Genomic DNA, 16,985 nt, shown 5'->3' on the forward strand with positions numbered 1-16,985 from the left:
AACCAGGGGATCGAGAAGACGGATGAAGCACGCCACGCCCCGGTAATCCCCGATTCCGGCCAAAGCATTGGGTACCGTGACCTGGTGCGGGGGCAACATGGTCAGGACAATGGTGGCGTGGTGGCCGCCCGGCTGCGCCGGGTGCGACCACAACTCGCCGCTGTGGTCGCACTCGGGCCGCTCCTGAGTCTCGCCGCGGTTCTGGCGTTCCGGGGCTGGCTGCCGGGGCTGGCCGTGCCCGCTCTCATCCTCACCGCGGGCGCCGCTTACTTCGCCCTGCACCGTTTCCGCCCGCGCCGCTGGCCTGCCGCCGCCGCCGTGCTCGGTGCGTTCTCCGGCGCGTATCTCGGGCTGAGTGTTCCCGCCGTCGCCTGGATGACCGTCCCGCTCGGCGCGGTCTTGTTGGGGTTGCTGGGTTTCACCGTCGCGGACCGGGCGCGTCGGCAGGTTCTTCTGCCGTACACAGCCGAATTCGCCGACTCCCCGGTCGAGGTCCCGTGGCCCGCCCGCGGCGTCCGCGGCCTGGATCTGCTGGTCGGCGCCGACCGGATCACCCTCATCGGCAGCCGAGGCAGGCTCCGCTCCGCGCGCCCCACCGTCGGCTTCGACGACGTCGGCACGATCGAGCAGGTCATGGTCGCCCGCCGCGCCACCCTGCACCTTCCCGGCGTGGGGGAGCTGAACGTGACCGTCACCCCCGGCCCCGCGGTGCGCATCGCCGTACCGCCGGGGGAGTGGATCCTCCCGACCGACCAGGGCCGCGATCTCGCCCGCCTCGTCGCCCGCCGCAAGGAACTCGCGGGCGAAGTGGTGCCCGTCGCCCGCTGACTGGCTTGCCTGGTTCGGCTGACCGCTCACTCGGGCTGTCGGCAGGCCCACGTGGACAGTGACGTTGCCCAGGTCCTGGTCGGGGCACGGGATTCGGCGGTTAGCCTGCAACGGTGAGCCCTGACGACCTCATCGCCCTCGACCGCGCGCATGTGTGGCATCCCTACGGCCCGATGCCCGGAACCCACGATCCCTTGGTGGTCGAGTCGGCGCAGGGGGTGCGGCTTCGGTTGGCCGACGGGCGTGAACTGGTGGACGGGATGTCGTCGTGGTGGGCTGCCATCCACGGGTACCGCAACCCCGTCCTTGACGCCGCACTGGCCGAGCAGGCCGGGAAGATGAGCCACGTCATGTTCGGTGGCCTCACCCACGAACCCGCGGTCCGGCTCGCCGCGAAGCTGGTCGAGATCACCCCGGCCCCGCTCCAGCACGTCTTCCTCTGCGACTCCGGTTCGGTCGGCGTCGAGGTGGCGATCAAGATGTGCCTGCAGTACTGGCGGTCCCTGGGCCGCACCCGCAAGACCAAGCTGCTCACCTGGCGCGGCGGGTACCACGGCGACACGTTCAACCCGATGAGTGTCTGCGACCCCGACGGCGGCATGCACAGCCTGTGGCGCGGTGTCCTGCCCGTCCAGCTCTTCGCCGAGGCGCCGCCCGCGGAGTTCGAGCACGACTACGTCGCCCACCTGGCCTCGGTCATCGAGGCCAACGCCGACGATCTCGCCGCCGTCATCGTCGAGCCGGTCGTGCAGGGCGCGGGCGGGATGCGCTTCCACGACGCCCGCTACCTGCATGTCCTGCGGGAACTGTGCCTCACCCATGACGTCCTGCTCGTCTTCGACGAGATCGCCACCGGCTTCGGCCGCACCGGCGAACTCTTCGCCGCCGACCACGCGGGGATCAGCCCGGACGTCATGTGTGTCGGCAAGGCCATGAGCGGCGGCTACCTGAGCATGGCCGCCACCCTGTGCACGTCCCGCGTCGCCGACGGGATCTCCAAGGGGGAGGTGCCGATCCTTGCCCACGGCCCCACGTTCATGGGCAACCCACTGGCCTCGGCGGTGTCGCTGGCGTCCATCGACCTGCTGTTGAGCCAGGACTGGCGAGGCACCGTCAAACGGATCGAGTCGGAGCTGACCTCGGGCCTGGCCCCGGCCCGAGACCTGCCCCACGTCCGCGACGTCCGAGTCCTGGGCGCTATCGGTGTGGTGCAACTCGACCACCCGGTGGACATGGCCGCCGCGACCAGGGCCGCCACCGACGCGGGAGTCTGGCTGCGACCGTTCCGGGACCTGATCTACACGATGCCGCCGTTCGTCAGCTCCACCGACGACGTCGCCACCATCACCGAGGGCGTCATGGCCGCGGCCCAGGCGGGCTGAGGCGGCGCCTGGGTGAGCCGCGAAGACCTAGGCGACAGCGACCCCAAAGGCCGCCGCGAGCTCCGAATTCGTCGGCTCCACCAACACATCCCCATCCGGCAGCACGACGACCGGAATGTTCTTCCGTCCACCCGCGAGTTCCACCGCGCGATCGCGCTGCGCGTCGTCGTTCTCGACGTCGATCTCGACGAACGGGACACCGTTCGCGGTCATCCAGGACTTCGCCCGGCGGCAGTCGCCGCACCAGTCCGCGCTGTAGATGACGACTTGATTGTTCACGGGGTCGACACTAACGGAGGAGGACGGGTGACTACGTCACTACCAGTTGCCAGGTCTAACCTGTCCTCCCGTGAGTGTCCTCGTGATCACCGGGACCGGCACGGGCGTCGGCAAGACCGTCGTCACGGCCGGGATCGCCGCGCTCGCGTTGCGGTCGGGGCTTCGTGTCGCTGTTCTCAAACCCGCGCAGACCGGGGTTTCCGCCGCTGAGCCGGGCGACCTCGACGACGTGCGCAGGCTCGCGGGCGAGTTGACCACCCGGGAGCTTCGCCGCTTCCCCGACCCGCTCGCCCCCGACACGGCCGCGCGCCGCGTCGGGATGCCCGCGGTGCGGCCCTCGGAGATCGCCCAGGTCGCGGGGGAGTTGGCCGGCACCCACGACCTCGTGCTGATCGAGGGCGCGGGCGGCCTGCTCGTCCGCTTCGACGACGCGGGCGGCACCCTGGCCGATGTCGCCTGGTCTCTCGGCGCGCCCGTGGTGATCGTCGCCGAGGCCGGGCTGGGCACCCTCAACGCCACCGCGCTGACCGCCGAGGCGCTGCGTGGCCGCGGCGTCATCTGCGACGGCGTCGTCGTCGGCTCCTGGCCCACCGAGCCCGATCTCGCGTGTCTGCACAACCTCGAAGACCTCCCCGTCGCCGCGGGCGCCCCGCTCATCGGCGTCGTGCCCGCGGGCGCCGGGGCGCTCGACGCGGCCGACTTCGCGCTGGTGGCCCGCACGTCCCTCGCGCCCCGGCTGGGTGGGGACTTCGACGCGGACGAGTTCGCGAAAGAGCTCGCCGCCGGGACCACGCCTGAGGCGTGAGGAACATCGCTGACGAGTCCGTCCGCCATGAGGCAGACTGCTGCGGACCGGACTCACTAGGAGGAACAACGTGACGGCTACCGCCGAGCACACCAAGGACAGCCCGATCGCGGGCGACATCCTGACTGTCGCGCGCGAACAGGTTCTCGACCGCGGCGTCGGTCTGTCCGAGGACCAGGTGCTGCAGGTCCTCCGGCTCGGTGACGACCGGCTCGACGACCTGCTCGCGCTCGCGCACGACGTGCGGATGAAGTGGTGCGGTCCCGAGGTCGAGGTCGAGGGCATCGTCAGCGTCAAGACCGGCGGCTGCCCCGAGGACTGTCACTTCTGCTCGCAGTCGGGCCGTTTCCCGACCCCGGTGCGCTCGGCGTGGCTCGACATCCCCGGCCTGGTCAAGGCCGCCCGCGAGACCGCGGACTCCGGCGCGACCGAGTTCTGCATCGTCGCCGCCGTGCGTGGCCCCGACGCCCGCCTGCTCGCGCAGGTCCGCGACGGCATCAAGGCCATCCGCGAGTCCGGCAACGACATCCAGATCGCCTGCTCGCTGGGCATGCTCACGCAGGAGCAGGTCGACGAGCTCGTCGCGATGGGTGTGCACCGCTACAACCACAACCTCGAGACCGCCAAGTCGCACTTCCCGCAGGTGGTGACCACGCACTCCTGGGAGGAGCGCTGGGACACCCTGCGCATGGTGCGCGAGGCGGGCATGGAGGTCTGCTCCGGCGGCATCATCGGCATGGGCGAGACCGACGAGCAGCGCGCCGAGTTCGCCGTGCAGCTCGCCGACCTCGACCCGCACGAGGTCCCGATGAACTTCCTCATCCCGCAGCCCGGCACCCCGTACGAGAAGTACGAGCCGATCGAGGGCAAGGACGCTCTGCGCGTCGTCGCCGCGTTCCGGCTCGCGCTGCCCCGCACGATGCTGCGCTTCGCCGGCGGCCGCGAGCTCACCCTCGGCGACCTGGGCGCGGAGAAGGGCATGCTCGGCGGCGTCAACGCGATCATCGTCGGCAATTACCTGACGAACCTCGGCCGCCCGGCCCAGCAGGACATCGACATGCTGGCCGACCTGAAGATGCCGATCAAGGCGCTGAGCGACTCGCTATGACGTTCTGCGTGCACTGCGGCCGACCGCCCGCGGACGGGGACCACACCCCGTGCCGCGGCGGGCGCGCCGCACTGGAACCGCCGCGCTTCTGCGGTGAGTGCGCCCGCCGGATGGTCGTCCAGATCACGCCCGCCGGGTGGTCGGCGCGCTGCAGCCGACACGGCGAGTCGACCAGCGCGGAAGCGCTTGCCCTGACCGACTAGGCTCGCCCGCAGCGTCAGGTGTCGTGAGCGGAGGTCAGGAGTGACGGAACAGCCCGTCGAATCAGGGCAGCACGTCGTCTCCGAGGACTCCGGCGACTCCGACGACTCCACTGTGCGCACTGAAGCCGCGCGGTACGGACCCGAGTTCCCCGTGTGGCATCGCCCGGCGCCCCGGGTCGTGGTCAAGGCGGATCTGCTCCCGGCGATCAGCATCCTGTCGTTCGTGTCCCTGTTCGGCATGGCGGTCGGCTGGCTGTGGTCGCGGCTGGCCCCGGCGCAGCTCGTCATCATCGGCGAGGCGGGCAAGCTGTTCCAGGTGCGCGGGGAAAGCCTGCACCGCTTCCACGACCTGGTCTTGTTCGTGCTCCTGGGTCTCGGCGCGGGCATCGTCACCGGCGCGGGCGTGTGGATGCTGCGCGAGCGGCGTGGTCCCGTGGTCATGCTGGCCGCCGTCATCGGCTCCGCCGTGGCGGCCTGGCTGGCCGCGCAGGTCGGCGTCTCGTGGGCCGAGGCTCGCTACATGGTGACCGGCGCCCCGAAGGTCGGTGACGTAGTCGCTGTGGCTCCGCGCCTGGAGTCCCTGTGGGCCGTCATCGCGTGGCCGCTGGGCACCGCGATGGCCTACGGCCTGGCCGCCGCCTGGAACGGCCACGACGACCTGGGCCGTCGCCTCGGTTAGTTGAGGCTTGCCGGTGCGCTGAACTCGGTTGGGGGAGCGGGGACCGCGCGCAAGGTCGTGAGCAGGCCGGTCTCGCGGTTGAGCAGCCGGACCACCATCCGCAGCCGGTGCAGCGGCCTGGTCTCCTCCAGCAGGTGCTGCCGGTCCTCCAGGGTCAGCAGGCAGTCCGCGGCGAGCGCGTGCGCCAACTCGCAGGTGTCGGTGTCCTCGGCGGGCTCATCCCAGTCCTCGCTCTGCCACGCGGCGTCGCAGTAGCGGCGGTGCGCGGACCGGGCGGCCTCGGCGAGCATCCTGACCGACTCGGCGGGAGCGGTCGGCGCCGGGACGTCCGGGATCCACTCCACCTGCCCGATCAGATACGGCGCGCTCGTCGAGTCCAACTCGAGCAGCCGGAACCGCCGCTCGCCGGTGGAGACGATGTCGAACCGCCCGTCGGGCAGCCGCTTGGCCTGGCGCAACGCCGCCGAACAACCGATCTCCCGCAGCTGCGCCACGTCGGTGATCTCGTGGTGCGACGAGGGCCGCATCGCGATCACCCCGAACCGCCGGTCCGGCACGGTGCCGGTCACCAGGTCGACCGTCAGCTGCCGGTAGCGCGGCTCGAAAATGTGCAGCGGCATGTTCGCGCCCGGCAGGAGCACGGCCTGCAGGGGAAACAGGGGAAGCGAATCAGCCACGCGGACCACGCTACGACGAAGCAGCCCACTCCGCTGTCCGATAGGTCACGGTTAGTACGTACGGCCTATCGCACCGTCACCGGCAGGTGGTCGGAGGACGGCGAAGGGATCCGTGACCGCCATTCGGGTGTCGGCGAACCTGAACTGCGCGGCGGGGCGCCCGCCTGCCCGCCCGGGCTTGGCTGTCTCACCCGTCGGGACGAGGAGCCCGCGGCGGGCCAGGACCCGTTGCAGGTTGGTCGCGGACACGCGGTAGCCAAGCGCCGCGGAGTACAGCTCGCGCAGCTCCGAGATCGTGAAGGCGGGAGGAGCCAGGGCGAAGCCGATGTTCGTGTACGACAGCTTCGACCGCAGCCGGTTCTGCGCCCGAATGGCGATCGTCTCGTGGTCGAAAGCGGTGGGGGGCAAAGCATCGAGGGGATGCCACGCGGTGTCGGGCGGCAACTCGGGATCCAGGTGCGACGGCACGAGACAGAGGAACGCGGTGGCCACCACCCGCGGTCCCGGAACCCGGTCGGGGGCGCTGAAAACCGCGAGCTGTTCGACGTGGGAGACCTTTCGCACATCGACTTTCTCGGCCAGTTGCCGTCGAATCGAGGCCTCGACGTCCTCGTCGGCGCGCAGGCTGCCACCGGGCAGTGACCACTTGTGCGCGTGCGGTTCCATCGCGCGCTCCCAGAGCACCACCTGCAGTGATCCCGCTCTCACCTGGAGCACGGCGGCTAGGACTTCGTGCGCGAGAGCCGTTGTGCCGGTGGTAGCATCTGTCATGTTTTCGATCCTAAGGCGAAAACCTCTGGATCGGAAATCTGACCAACGAGGAGGCCCGATGACCGCGGAACTGATCGACCTGACCCCCTATGGCGGGGTGGAGGCGAACAGCGCGTGGCGGGACGAAGTGCGCAGGCTGGCCAAGCAGCGCGACGCCGTGCTGCTGGCGCACAACTACCAGCTCCCGGAGATCCAGGACATCGCCGACCACACCGGTGACTCCCTGGCCCTGAGCCGGATCGCCGCGCAGAGCACCGCGTCCACGATCATCTTCTGCGGCGTGCACTTCATGGCCGAGACGGCCAAGATCCTGGCCCCCGAGAAGACCGTGCTCATCCCGGACGAGCGGGCGGGCTGCTCGCTGGCCGACTCGATCAACGCCGACGAGCTGCGGGCCTGGAAAGCCGAGCACCCGGGCGCCGTCGTCGTGTCGTACGTGAACACCACGGCCGAGGTGAAGGCCGAGACCGACATCTGCTGCACGTCCTCGAACGCCGTGGACGTCGTGCGGTCGATCCCGGAGGACCGCGAGGTGCTGTTCCTGCCGGACCAGTTCCTCGGCGCGCACGTCAAGCGCGAGACCGGCCGCGAGAACCTGCACATCTGGGCGGGGGAGTGCCACGTCCACGCGGGCATCAACGGCCCGGAGCTGGCCGAGCGCGCCGCGGCGAACCCCGAGGCCGACCTGTTCATCCACCCCGAGTGCGGCTGCGCCACCTCGGCGCTCTACCTCGCCGGTGAGGGCATCGTGCCGAGCGAGAAGGTCAAGATCCTCTCGACCGGCGACATGGTCACCCAGGCGCGGTCGACCAAGGCGAAGTCGGTCCTGGTCGCCACCGAGATCGGCATGCTGCACCAGCTGCGCAAGGCCGCCCCTGACATCGAGTTCAACGCGGTCAACGACCGGGCGTCCTGCCGGTACATGAAGATGATCACCCCGGCGGCGCTGCTGCGCTCGCTGCGGGAGAACCGCGACGAGGTCCACGTCGACCTGGAGATCGCGCGCCGGGCCAAGGGCGCGGTCCAGCGGATGATCGAGATCGGTCAACCTGGTGGTGGGGAGTGACCAGCCCGCGCTGGGAAGCCTCGGCTGACCTGGCCGTCGTCGGCACCGGAGTCGCGGGTCTGACCGCCGCGCTGCGGGCCCACTCGCTGGGTCTGCGGGTCCTGGTCGTGACCAAGGGCGCCGCCGACGAGGGCAACACGCGTTGGGCGCAGGGCGGCGTGGCCGTCGTCCTGCCCGGTGAGCACGAGGCGGGCGACTCGGTCGACAAGCACGTCGCCGACACCCTGGTCGCGGGCGCGGGCCTGTGCGACGACGACGCGGTCCGGGCGATCATCGCCGACGGGCCCGCCGCCGTCACCCGGCTGCGCGAGCTGGGCGCGGTCTTCGACCCGGGCGCGGACGGCAACCTCGCCCGGACCCGCGAAGGCGGCCACAGCGCGTTCCGTGTGGTCCACGCGGGCGGCGACGCGACCGGTGCGGAGATCGAGCGCGCGCTGCTGGCGGCGACCCGCGACGGCAGGCTGCCGATCCTGGAGCACCACGTCGCCGTGCAGGCGCTGCGCACGCCCGCCGGGTCCGTGACCGGGCTGACGGTGCTCGACGACTGCGGCGTGCCGGGCGTCATCACCGCCGCGGCCGTCCTGCTGGCCTCCGGCGGACTCGGGCAGCTCTACCAGGCGACGTCGAACCCCGAGGTCGCCACCGGTGACGGCATCGCGCTCGCGCTGCGGGCGGGGGCGCCGGTCGCCGACATCGAGTTCGTCCAGTTCCACCCGACCGTGCTCTACACCGGCCAGGGCGCGCGTGGTCGCTGCCCGCTGGTCACCGAGGCGGTGCGCGGCGAGGGCGCGGTCCTGATCGACGCCACCGGCGCGTCGGTCATGCGGGGTGTGCACCCGCTGGCCGACCTGGCCCCGCGCGACGTCGTCGCCGCGGCGATCACCCGGCGGATGGCCGAGGGACGCGGCGGGATCGACGACCACGTCTTCCTCGACGCCACCCGGCTCGCCGACGTGGACTTCGCGACCCGCTTCCCGACGGTGTACGCGGCTTGTCTGGCCGCGGGCATCGACCCGGCCGTCACCCCGATCCCGGTCGCGCCCGCCGCGCACTTCTCGTGCGGCGGCGTGATCGCCACGGTCGACGGCCGCACGGCGGTGCCCGGTCTGTACGCCGCGGGCGAGGTCGCCAGCACCGGCCTGCACGGCGCGAACCGACTGGCGTCCAACAGCCTGCTCGAGGGGCTGGTCGTGGGCGCGCGGGCCGCGGAGGCCATCGCGGCCGATCTCGCCGACGGCAGGCTGGGCGATCCCCGGCTCGCCGTCGTCTCCGACATCCCGGTCGCGCCCGTCGCCGACCGCGACTCCCTGCAGCGCGTGATGAGCCGCTATGCCGCGATCGGTCGCGAGGCCGAAGGGCTGGCCGTGGTCGGCTCGGTGCTTGACGTGTCCGCTGTCGTCCGTCCACTCGACACGCGCGAGGCGGTGGAGGACGCGGCACTGACCTTGGTGGCCCGCTCGCTCATCGCCGCCGCCGCGGCCCGGACGGAGTCGCGTGGCTGCCACGTGCGCACCGACTTCCCGATCCGGGACGACGCCAACTGGCGGCGCAGCCTCGTCGTCCGGCTCAACCCGTCCGGCCAGCCGGTTCTTGCCGCCCCGACCGCTCTGCGAGGTGCCGCTTGATCGACCGCGACGACCTGACCCGGGTCATTCGGACCGCGCTGGAGGAAGACCTCCGCTACGGCCCCGACGCGACGACCGAGGCCACCGTGCCCGCCGACGCCGTGGCGACCGCGGAGATCACCCCGCGGTCGGCCGGTGTGCTGGCGGGCATCCCGGCCGCGCTGGCCGTGTTCGAGCAGGTGGTGCCGGACCTGGTCGTGGTGTCCGCGCAGGAAGATGGCAGCGCGGCCGTCCCCGGTCAGCCCGCGCTGGTGCTGCGGGGCAACACCCGCGCGCTGCTGACCGCCGAGCGGACGGCGCTGAACCTGGTCTGTCACCTGTCCGGCATCGCCACCGCGACCGCCGAGTGGGTGCGGGAGATCGCGGGCACCAAGGCCGCCGTCCGCGACTCACGCAAGACGTTGCCTGGCCTGCGGTTGCTGGAGAAGTACGCGGTCCGCTGCGGCGGCGGCGTCAACCACAGGCTCGGTCTGGGTGACGCGATCCTGATCAAGGACAACCACGTCGTCGCCGCGGGCTCGGTCAGCAAGGCCATCGCCGCGGCCCGCGCGCACGCGCCAGACCTGTTCCTCGAGGTCGAGGTCGACGGCCTCGCGCAACTGGACGAAGCGTTGTCCGAAGGCGTGCAACTGGTGCTGTTGGACAACTTCACCGCCAGCGACTGCGCGAAGGCCGTCCAGCGGGCGCAGGGCACGGGCACCCGGCTGGAGGCCTCCGGCGGCCTGACCCTGGCCGTCGCGCGGGAGTACGCCCAGACCGGCGTCGACTACCTCGCGGTCGGGGCGCTGACGCACTCGTCGCCGGTGTTGGACCTGGGTATGGATCTGCGCGGTTAACCTCGGCGGGCTGGGTCCCATCCGTGGCCCCAGCCGCCCTGGATCATCGTCTGGAACGCCCAGCCGTTCGGGGTCCGCACGAGCACGTCGGCATAGGTCAGCTCCTGCCGCTCGCCCTCGACGGTGACGGCGGCTTCGGTGACCACGACGACGAGGTTCTCGCTCAGGAAACGCGGCGTCCGCGTCGATTCCATGGCCGCTCCGCCGCCGACCACCTCGCTCATGGTCCGCACGAACTCTTCACGGGTCCACTGCGCCACCGCGGCGTGGCCGCCGGGCACGTCGGTGGCCAGGTTCAGCGGGAAGACCGCCAGATCCGCCATCTCCTCGACGGCTCCGCGTTCGGCTAGGGCGTCGTAGTCGACGAACCACTGGCGGACGCTTTCCACGGCTTCATCGGTCGGCTGATACATCAGCACCCCACCTTCTCGTACGCTGTACCGTACAGCGTACTACAGAAGTCCGGCGACCCACTCCCGCTGTTCCGGTGTGTCCGGCACCGGCATCCCGCGGGCGGCTTCGCCGCGCAGCCCGACCTCGGCGCGCTCGGCGGCGGGAATCGCGCACACGAGGACATCAACCCCTGCCTCGGCGAGCGCGACCATCTCGTCGTCGAGCCAGTCGCCGCCGCGCGGTTTGGCCATGGTGGCGAGCGATCCGGGGCCGGGCGTGTCGATGAGATGCAGGGTCGAGCGCACTGGGTTCTCGCTTCTTGATCAAGAAGGTGGTGTCACATCACCGCGGGGTGAGCAGAGTGGTCCAGTCCCGTTGTTCGGCCGTCTCCGGGACGGTCTGGCCGCGCGCCGACTCGACGCGGGCCCACGCGTCCTCGGTGGTCACTCCCGTCAGGATCAGGATCGCGGCGGCGAGCAGTGAGGAGCGGCCGATTCCGCCCCAGCAGTGCACGGCGATGCTCGCCCCGGCCCGCAGTCGGTCCGCGAGATCGACCAGTTCGGGGCGGACCTCGGCATGGTCGGGCACCGAGAAATCCGGGATCGGGATGGCCACGAACGCGAGCCCCGCCGCGACCGCCAGTTCGGCCTCCCGGCCCAGCCCGGCCAACTCGCGCTCGTCCTCGGGCATCGCGCACACGAGGATCTCGATTCCCTCGTCGACCAAGGTGGCGATCTCGTCGGCCAGGCGACCGCTGGGCTTGGCCATCGTGGCGAGGAGGCCCGGACCGTCCACGGCGATCCGGTAGAGGGTCGGCATCCTCAGTCCTTCGAGCGTTCGATCATCTCCGCGAGTCCCGCCAGCAGGTCCTCCGCCTTCGGGGTGCGGTCCGGCGCGAGCATCCACTGCAAGGCGAACCCGTCGCACACCGCGAGGACGAAGCTGGCCACCGCCAGGCAGCGAGGGTCGTCCGCGGCGACGTCCTCCCCGTACGAGGTGGCGACGATCTCGGCGATCCTGACCCGGGTGCGGTGCTGCAAGGCGGCGAGTTGTTCGCGCAACGCCGGGTCGCGCTCGGCCTGTGCCAGGGCTTCGACGAAGCTGAGCAGCAGGGCCCGGTGGTCGGTGAGGTGGGTCAGGACCGTGGCCCACGTCAGGTGGGCCCGGGCGATCGGCGAGGCGTTCGGGTCGGCCAGCGCCACCTGGGTGAGGCGTTCGCTCCACTCCTCGAACATCGCGCCGAGCGCCTCGTTGAGCAGCCCCGCTTTCGAGCCGAAGTGGTAGCCGATCGAAGCCAGGTTGGTGCCCGATTCGGCGACCAGGTCGCGCGTGGTGATGTGCGCGTATCCCTTGTCCTGCAACAGCCTTCCGGCCGCCGCGAGGAGTAGTTCTCGATGTCCCACCGGCCAAGCCTAGTTGACCGGCGGATCTATACGGGTGTATGAATCGTGGAGCGGGTCACAACGCCGGAGGGTGCGCCATGAGTTCTGCCGAGGTCGCCATGCGCGAGTCGCTCCCGCCCGGGTCCCGGCTGCCACGACCCATCCAGACGATCCTGTTTCTGCGCTCCCGCCACCGCTTCGGACCGATCTGGCGCCGCAAGCACGGCGACACGTTCACCGTCCGCCTCGCCGCCGACCGGACCGTCGTCGTGGTGAGCAGGCCCGAGGACATCCGCGAGATCTTCGCCGGCCCGTCGTCGGTGTTCCATGCGGGCGAGGGCAACGCGATCCTCGAACCGGTGATGGGCAGCCAATCCGTGCTGATCCTCGACGAGGACGTCCACCTGCGCTCCCGCAAGCGCCTGATGCCCGCGTTCAACGGCGCCGCCCTGCGCGGCTACGCCGGGATGATGACCGAGCTGGCCGAGAAGTCCGCCGACCGCTGGCCGGTCGGTAAGCCCTTCGCCGTGCACCCGGTGATGAACGCGCTCACCCTGGAGATCATCCTGCGGGTCGTGTTCGGCATGGCCGAGGGCGACCGGCTCGCCAAGCTGCGGCCACTGATCAACAAGGTCGTCGACATCGGCCCGATCGCGATCCTCGGCTGGACCTACCCGGCGCTGAGCCGGTACTGGCCATGGAAGCGCAACGCCCAGAACCTTGCCGACGCCGACGCACTCCTGCACGAGGAGATCGCCGAGCGTCGCACCGAGGATCTGACCGACCGCGACGACGTCCTGTCCCGCCTGCTCGCCGCCGACCCCGAGGCGCCCGCCGCCGAGTTGCGCGACCACATGATGACCCTGCTCCTCGCGGGCCACGAGACCACCGCCACCGCGCTCGCGTGGTCGCTGCACGAACTGGCCCGAAACCCGGAAATCCTTCGCGCCGCACAGGAAGCGGCCGACAACGGCGACGACGACTACCTCCAGGCCGTCACCAAGGAGGCCATGCGGCTGCGCCCGGTCATCTACAGCGTCGCCCGCAGGCTGACCGAGCCGACTGTCGTGCGTGGACACCTGCTGCCGAAGGGCACGATCGTCACGCCCAGCATCGGTCTCGTGCAGAGCGACCCCGACAACTTCGCCGAGCCCGAGGAGTTCCACCCGGAGCGCTTCATCGGCGCCCAACCCGAGGCGGGCACTTGGATCCCGTTCGGCGGCGGTGTCCGACGCTGTCTCGGCGCCGGGTTCTCCCTGCAGGAGGCCGCGGCCGTTCTGCGCGCGGTCCTCGTCCGGTACGAGATCGAGCCGGTGGGCCCGCCGGAGGCCACGATCACCCGCAACATCACCCTGGTCCCCGCGAAGGGCGCCCGGATCGTGGCCCGCCGCCGCTGATGGCGCCGGTCACAGCCGGGTCAGCGCAGCGTCAACGAGAGCGCTGAGCCCGTAAAGATCGCGTAGCCGAATCCACCACCGTGCCCCTGCTCGGCGTTGTGTTGTCCATGGATGACACCACCGTTACGCGGAGGACACCGTGACACTTGTCGACCACATACCCACGCTGCGGGGCTCGCTGAACCGGCGACTCGAACCCGGCCTCTGGCCCCGCGGCGCCCACCTGCGTACCGACAACGAACTGGAGATCGGCGGGGTCGAGACCACTCAGCTCGCCGCGCGCTTCGCCACCCCCGCCTACGTGCTCGACGAGGACGACATCCGGGCCCGCTGCCGGGCCTACCGCGCCGCGCTCCCGGACGTCGAGATCGCCTACGCGGGCAAGTCGCTGCTGTGCCGCGGGGTGCTGCGGATCATCGCCGAGGAAGGCCTGTCGCTGGACGTCTGCTCGGCGGGCGAACTCGCGGTAGCCCGGTCGATCGGCTTCCCGGCGGAGCGGATCCTGTTGCACGGCAACGTGAAGACCGCCGAGGACTTCAAGGCCGCGCTTGGCTACGGGGTGGGCCGGGTGGTGATCGACTCGCTCGATGAGATCCACCAACTGGGCGCGTTGACCACTGCCGCCCAGCCGGTGCTGATCCGGGTCACGCCGGGTGTCGACGGGAGCACCCACCACGCCATCGCCACCGGCGTCGACGGCCAGAAGTTCGGCTTCTCCCTGGCCGACGGCGCGGCCGAACGGGCGGTCGCGCGGGTGTTGGCCGAACCCGGGCTGCGCCTGGTGGGGCTGCACTGCCACATCGGCTCGCAGATCACCCGGGTGGCCGCCTTCGAGGAAGCGGCCCGCCGGATGGTCGGACTGCTGGCGCTCATCCGAGACCGGCACGAGGTGGTGCTGCGGCAGCTCGACGTCGGCGGCGGCCACGGAATCCCCTACCTCCCAGGTGAAGCCGAGTTCGACCTCACCGGATTCGCCAACCGCCTGCGCTGCGCGGTGAACTACGAATCCGGCAGGCGACGGTTTCCCGTGCCCGCGCTCACCATCGAGCCCGGCCGCTGCATCGTCGGCCCGGCGGGTGTGACGCTTTACCGGGTCGCGGTCGTCAAGCGCGGCGCGACAACGTTCGTCGCGGTGGACGGCGGCATGAGCGACAACCCCCGGCCCGCCCTGTACGGCGCTCGGTACACCGTGCGGATGGTCGGACGCGCCTCCTCGGCCCCCGCCGTCCCGGTGACGGTGGTCGGCCGCCACTGCGAGGCGGGCGACGTCCTGGCCACCGGCGTCGACCTCCCGGCGGACATCGCCGCGGGCGACCTCCTGGCGGTGGCGGCCACGGGCGCCTACCACCACAGCCTGTCGTCCAACTACAACGCCGTGGGCAGGCCCCCGCTGGTCGCCGTGCGCGACGGTGTGGCCCGGCTGCTGGTCCGCCGGGAGACCGAGGACGACCTGCTCGCCCGCGACGAAGGCTGACTCAGGCGGGGAGGGGCCTGCCGCGGTCGGTGGCGACGGTGATCGCGAAGAACGCCAGCAGCGCGCCGGTCACGTAGCGCTGGACCCGCAGCCAGTCCGGCCGCCGGGCGAAGAACGTGCCCACCGCGCCCGCGGCCAGGACGAACGCGGCGTTGAACGTCAGCGCCACCGCGATCTGGGTCAGCCCCAGCAGCAGGCTCTGCATCGCGACCGAGCCCTGCGACGGGTCGATGAACTGCGGCAGGAGCGAGACGTAGAGGATGGCGATCTTCGGGTTGAGCAGGGCGGTCAGCAGCCCCATGCCGAACAGTTTGCGCGGCCGGTCGATCGAGAGCCCCTGCGGCGCGAACGGCGACGTGCCACCGGGCCGGATCGTCTGCCAGGCCAGCCAGAGCAGGTACGCCGCCCCGGCCAGCTTGAGCGCCAGGTAAAGCTGCGGCACGTACGTGAAGAGCGTGACCACCCCCGCGGTGGCGGCGACCAGGTACACGAACAGTCCCGCCCCGACACCGGCGAGCGAGACCAGGCCCGCGCGGCGACCCTGGGTCACCGACCGCGAGACCAGGTAGATCATGTTCGGCCCGGGCGTCAAGACCATGCCCAGGGAAACGAGTGCGACACCGATGAACGCGCTTAGTTCAACCTGTTCAATGAATCCCATGATTCTTCCTGTTTCATAGAGTATTGCTCCAACGGAGTTGGAGTCTGACGTGGTCTCCGCAGGCGTTTTGCCTCTCCGGGGAACCTCCCGGCGAGGTTGTGGTCAAGCCGCGTCCGCGAGCATCGCGGACAGCAGGTTGGCGGCGGCGTTGTGGTCACGCTCGTGAGTGACGCCGCACGCGGTACACGTCCAGGTACGGTCGGCGAGGGTCAGGCCACCGTGTCGCTGTCCACACGTGGGGCTGGAGCAGGTTTTCGAACTCGGGAACCAGCGGTCGGCTTTCCATACCCGCGACCCGTACCATGCGGCTTTGTAGTCGAGTTGGCGAAACGAACTCGCTCCAGCCTGCATCCGAGATCGCGCGTGCCAAGCGCCGGTTGCCGGTCATCCCCTTGATGTTGGGTGTTTCCACCGCGATGGCCGACTTGGTTCTCGCCAGCATTGTGGTGGTTTTGTGTATGAAGTCGCTGCGTCGGTTAACGACTCGCAGATGCACGCGGGCCACCTCGGCGCGTCGCTTGGCCCGGTTCGCGGAATCGCGTTGGGAGCGGGACAACGCCTTGTTCGCCGTTCGCAGCTTGCGTAGTGCCGCCTTGAGTGGTTTCGCCGATTGGATCTCGGTCACGGTGCCATCGTCGTCGACGACGGTGGCGAATGTTCTCAGTCCGAGGTCGATCCCGCACGCGGGGCTACCGTGCGGGACGGCACGCCGCTTGTCGAGTTCGCAGCGGTCGACTTCGACTTGAAACGAGATCCACCAGCGCCCGGCTCGCTCCTTCACTGTCGCGCCCAGCACCCGAGCCGGGCTGGCCGAAAGCCGATCCACCAGCCAGGACATGTCCTCTCGAGCGGCAACTTTACCGACGCCGGGCAGTTGGGTGGTTCGTGCGTCGAGGGGTCTGGCTCGATCAGCGTCGTAGCGGAACCGGCCACCGTGCTTGCGTTTGCGCCACGATGGAAACCCAACTTTGTGCCCTTTGCGTTTGCCGTCGCGGGAGTCGAAGAAGTTGCGGAACCCAGCCGCCCGCAACCGGCACGCCTCCTTTGGCACCCGCGACCCCGTGAACCATGGGAATCGTTTGGGGTGCGCGGCGCGCCAAGCCGCCGCCAACGCAGGCGCGGTCCACGGAACCGGCGTCAACTGGGCATCAGGCACACCGTAGCTCGTCTCGGCGTCGCGTTGGTCGAGTGCCGATTTCACCCGTTCCAGGGCGAAGTTCTCCACCAACCGCGACAATCCCGCGTGCTGCGCCAGCCGGGTCAGTTGTTCGTCTGTGGGAGCCAGTTCTACCCGGAATCCTTGTATTTTCATCACTCAGCCCCCGGCGACTTGCGGCCATACGGGACGTCGCCGAATGACCGGCCTGCAGCGCGTGCGAGTGCGCAATGAGACGAACACGGCAGTTATCCCCCCAGATC

Annotated in this window: 20 protein-coding genes and 1 pseudogene; 11 read left to right on the plus strand and 10 right to left on the minus strand. The window is 70.5% G+C overall.

Going from position 1 to position 16,985, the window contains the following annotated elements; all coding sequences use genetic code 11:
- Positions 1-84: 84 nt before the first annotated feature.
- Complete coding sequence (locus GPZ80_RS11125; protein WP_187220235.1) at positions 85-828, plus strand: hypothetical protein; 744 nt, start codon at positions 85-87, stop codon at positions 826-828.
- 113 nt (positions 829-941) lie between these two features.
- On the plus strand, positions 942-2,210 hold the full coding sequence (locus GPZ80_RS11130; RefSeq protein WP_187220236.1) for an adenosylmethionine--8-amino-7-oxononanoate transaminase: 1,269 nt from the start codon (positions 942-944) through the stop codon (positions 2,208-2,210).
- 27 nt (positions 2,211-2,237) lie between these two features.
- Here GPZ80_RS11130 and GPZ80_RS11135 read toward each other — a convergent pair whose 3' ends face one another.
- Positions 2,238-2,489 (minus strand): glutaredoxin family protein, encoded by a 252-nt coding sequence (locus GPZ80_RS11135; protein ID WP_187220237.1) that lies wholly within the window; start codon positions 2,487-2,489, stop codon positions 2,238-2,240.
- 70 nt (positions 2,490-2,559) lie between these two features.
- Between GPZ80_RS11135 and bioD the strand changes: the two genes are divergently transcribed.
- The 4 genes from bioD (at position 2,560) to GPZ80_RS11155 (ending at position 5,284) form a co-directional block, all read left to right on the plus strand.
- Complete coding sequence (gene bioD, locus GPZ80_RS11140) at positions 2,560-3,294, plus strand: dethiobiotin synthase (protein ID WP_187220238.1); 735 nt, start codon at positions 2,560-2,562, stop codon at positions 3,292-3,294.
- Between the two features lie 70 nt (positions 3,295-3,364).
- Positions 3,365-4,402, plus strand: coding sequence for a biotin synthase BioB (gene bioB, locus GPZ80_RS11145; RefSeq protein ID WP_187220239.1), 1,038 nt, complete (start codon positions 3,365-3,367; stop codon positions 4,400-4,402).
- The gene (gene bsaP / locus GPZ80_RS11150; protein WP_187220240.1) at positions 4,399-4,605 is read left to right on the plus strand and encodes a biotin synthase auxiliary protein BsaP; all 207 of its coding nucleotides are present in this window, start codon (positions 4,399-4,401) and stop codon (positions 4,603-4,605) included. Before bioB ends, bsaP begins: the two co-directional genes overlap by 4 nt.
- 40 nt (positions 4,606-4,645) lie before the next feature.
- Complete coding sequence (locus tag GPZ80_RS11155; protein ID WP_312880253.1) at positions 4,646-5,284, plus strand: DUF2567 domain-containing protein; 639 nt, start codon at positions 4,646-4,648, stop codon at positions 5,282-5,284.
- Here the strand turns inward: GPZ80_RS11155 and GPZ80_RS11160 are convergent.
- Together GPZ80_RS11160 and GPZ80_RS11165 are read right to left on the minus strand one after the other, a co-directional pair.
- Positions 5,281-5,961, minus strand: a complete 681-nt coding sequence (locus GPZ80_RS11160; RefSeq protein ID WP_187220241.1) for an LON peptidase substrate-binding domain-containing protein — start codon at positions 5,959-5,961, stop codon at positions 5,281-5,283. The two genes, GPZ80_RS11155 and GPZ80_RS11160, sit on opposite strands and share 4 nt — an antisense overlap.
- Positions 5,962-6,012: 51 nt before the next feature.
- On the minus strand, positions 6,013-6,732 hold the full coding sequence (locus GPZ80_RS11165) for an NUDIX hydrolase (protein WP_187220242.1): 720 nt from the start codon (positions 6,730-6,732) through the stop codon (positions 6,013-6,015).
- 58 nt (positions 6,733-6,790) lie between these two features.
- On the opposite strand from GPZ80_RS11165, the gene nadA reads away from it, so the two are divergent.
- Genes nadA through nadC form a run of 3 tightly spaced genes read left to right on the plus strand, consistent with a single transcriptional unit; the run spans position 6,791 to position 10,259 of the window.
- A complete protein-coding gene (gene nadA / locus GPZ80_RS11170; RefSeq protein WP_187220243.1) occupies positions 6,791-7,798 on the plus strand; it encodes a quinolinate synthase NadA in 1,008 nt (335 codons plus the stop codon).
- Positions 7,795-9,423, plus strand: a complete 1,629-nt coding sequence (locus GPZ80_RS11175; RefSeq protein ID WP_187220244.1) for an L-aspartate oxidase — start codon at positions 7,795-7,797, stop codon at positions 9,421-9,423. The genes nadA and GPZ80_RS11175 overlap by 4 nt, the downstream gene beginning before the upstream one ends.
- Entirely contained in the window at positions 9,420-10,259 is an 840-nt protein-coding gene (nadC, locus tag GPZ80_RS11180) for a carboxylating nicotinate-nucleotide diphosphorylase (RefSeq protein ID WP_187220245.1), read from the plus strand. The genes GPZ80_RS11175 and nadC overlap by 4 nt, the downstream gene beginning before the upstream one ends.
- Here the strand turns inward: nadC and GPZ80_RS11185 are convergent.
- Genes GPZ80_RS11185 through GPZ80_RS11200 form a run of 4 tightly spaced genes read right to left on the minus strand, consistent with a single transcriptional unit; the run spans position 10,256 to position 12,055 of the window.
- On the minus strand, positions 10,256-10,672 hold the full coding sequence (locus GPZ80_RS11185; protein WP_187220246.1) for a nuclear transport factor 2 family protein: 417 nt from the start codon (positions 10,670-10,672) through the stop codon (positions 10,256-10,258). The two genes, nadC and GPZ80_RS11185, sit on opposite strands and share 4 nt — an antisense overlap.
- A gap of 39 nt (positions 10,673-10,711) precedes the next feature.
- Entirely contained in the window at positions 10,712-10,957 is a 246-nt protein-coding gene (locus tag GPZ80_RS11190) for a hypothetical protein (RefSeq protein WP_187220247.1), read from the minus strand.
- A gap of 37 nt (positions 10,958-10,994) precedes the next feature.
- Complete coding sequence (locus GPZ80_RS11195) at positions 10,995-11,471, minus strand: protein-tyrosine phosphatase family protein (RefSeq protein ID WP_187220248.1); 477 nt, start codon at positions 11,469-11,471, stop codon at positions 10,995-10,997.
- 2 nt (positions 11,472-11,473) lie between these two features.
- On the minus strand, positions 11,474-12,055 hold the full coding sequence (locus tag GPZ80_RS11200; RefSeq protein WP_187220249.1) for a TetR/AcrR family transcriptional regulator: 582 nt from the start codon (positions 12,053-12,055) through the stop codon (positions 11,474-11,476).
- Between the two features lie 77 nt (positions 12,056-12,132).
- Between GPZ80_RS11200 and GPZ80_RS11205 the strand changes: the two genes are divergently transcribed.
- Positions 12,133-13,431: a cytochrome P450 gene (locus GPZ80_RS11205; RefSeq protein ID WP_187220250.1), complete on the plus strand. Its 1,299-nt coding sequence runs from the start codon at positions 12,133-12,135 to the stop codon at positions 13,429-13,431.
- 139 nt (positions 13,432-13,570) lie between these two features.
- Positions 13,571-14,905, plus strand: coding sequence for a diaminopimelate decarboxylase (lysA, locus tag GPZ80_RS11210; protein WP_187220251.1), 1,335 nt, complete (start codon positions 13,571-13,573; stop codon positions 14,903-14,905).
- A 1-nt stretch (position 14,906) separates the two neighbouring features.
- On the opposite strand, the gene GPZ80_RS11215 is transcribed toward lysA, so the two are convergent.
- The 3 genes and pseudogenes from GPZ80_RS11215 to GPZ80_RS11220 form a co-directional block, all read right to left on the minus strand.
- A complete protein-coding gene (locus tag GPZ80_RS11215; protein ID WP_187220252.1) occupies positions 14,907-15,566 on the minus strand; it encodes a LysE family translocator in 660 nt (219 codons plus the stop codon).
- A 102-nt stretch (positions 15,567-15,668) separates the two neighbouring features.
- Complete coding sequence (locus tag GPZ80_RS33990) at positions 15,669-15,917, minus strand: zinc ribbon domain-containing protein (protein ID WP_376771669.1); 249 nt, start codon at positions 15,915-15,917, stop codon at positions 15,669-15,671.
- Positions 15,907-16,878, minus strand: a pseudogene (locus tag GPZ80_RS11220) (RNA-guided endonuclease InsQ/TnpB family protein); the annotation flags it as partial. The pseudogene GPZ80_RS11220 and the gene GPZ80_RS33990, both read right to left, overlap by 11 nt.
- Positions 16,879-16,985 lie beyond the last annotated feature (107 nt).

The sequence above is a fragment of the Actinokineospora xionganensis genome (genome assembly GCF_014323725.1).
GTDB lineage: Bacteria > Actinomycetota > Actinomycetes > Mycobacteriales > Pseudonocardiaceae > Actinokineospora > Actinokineospora xionganensis.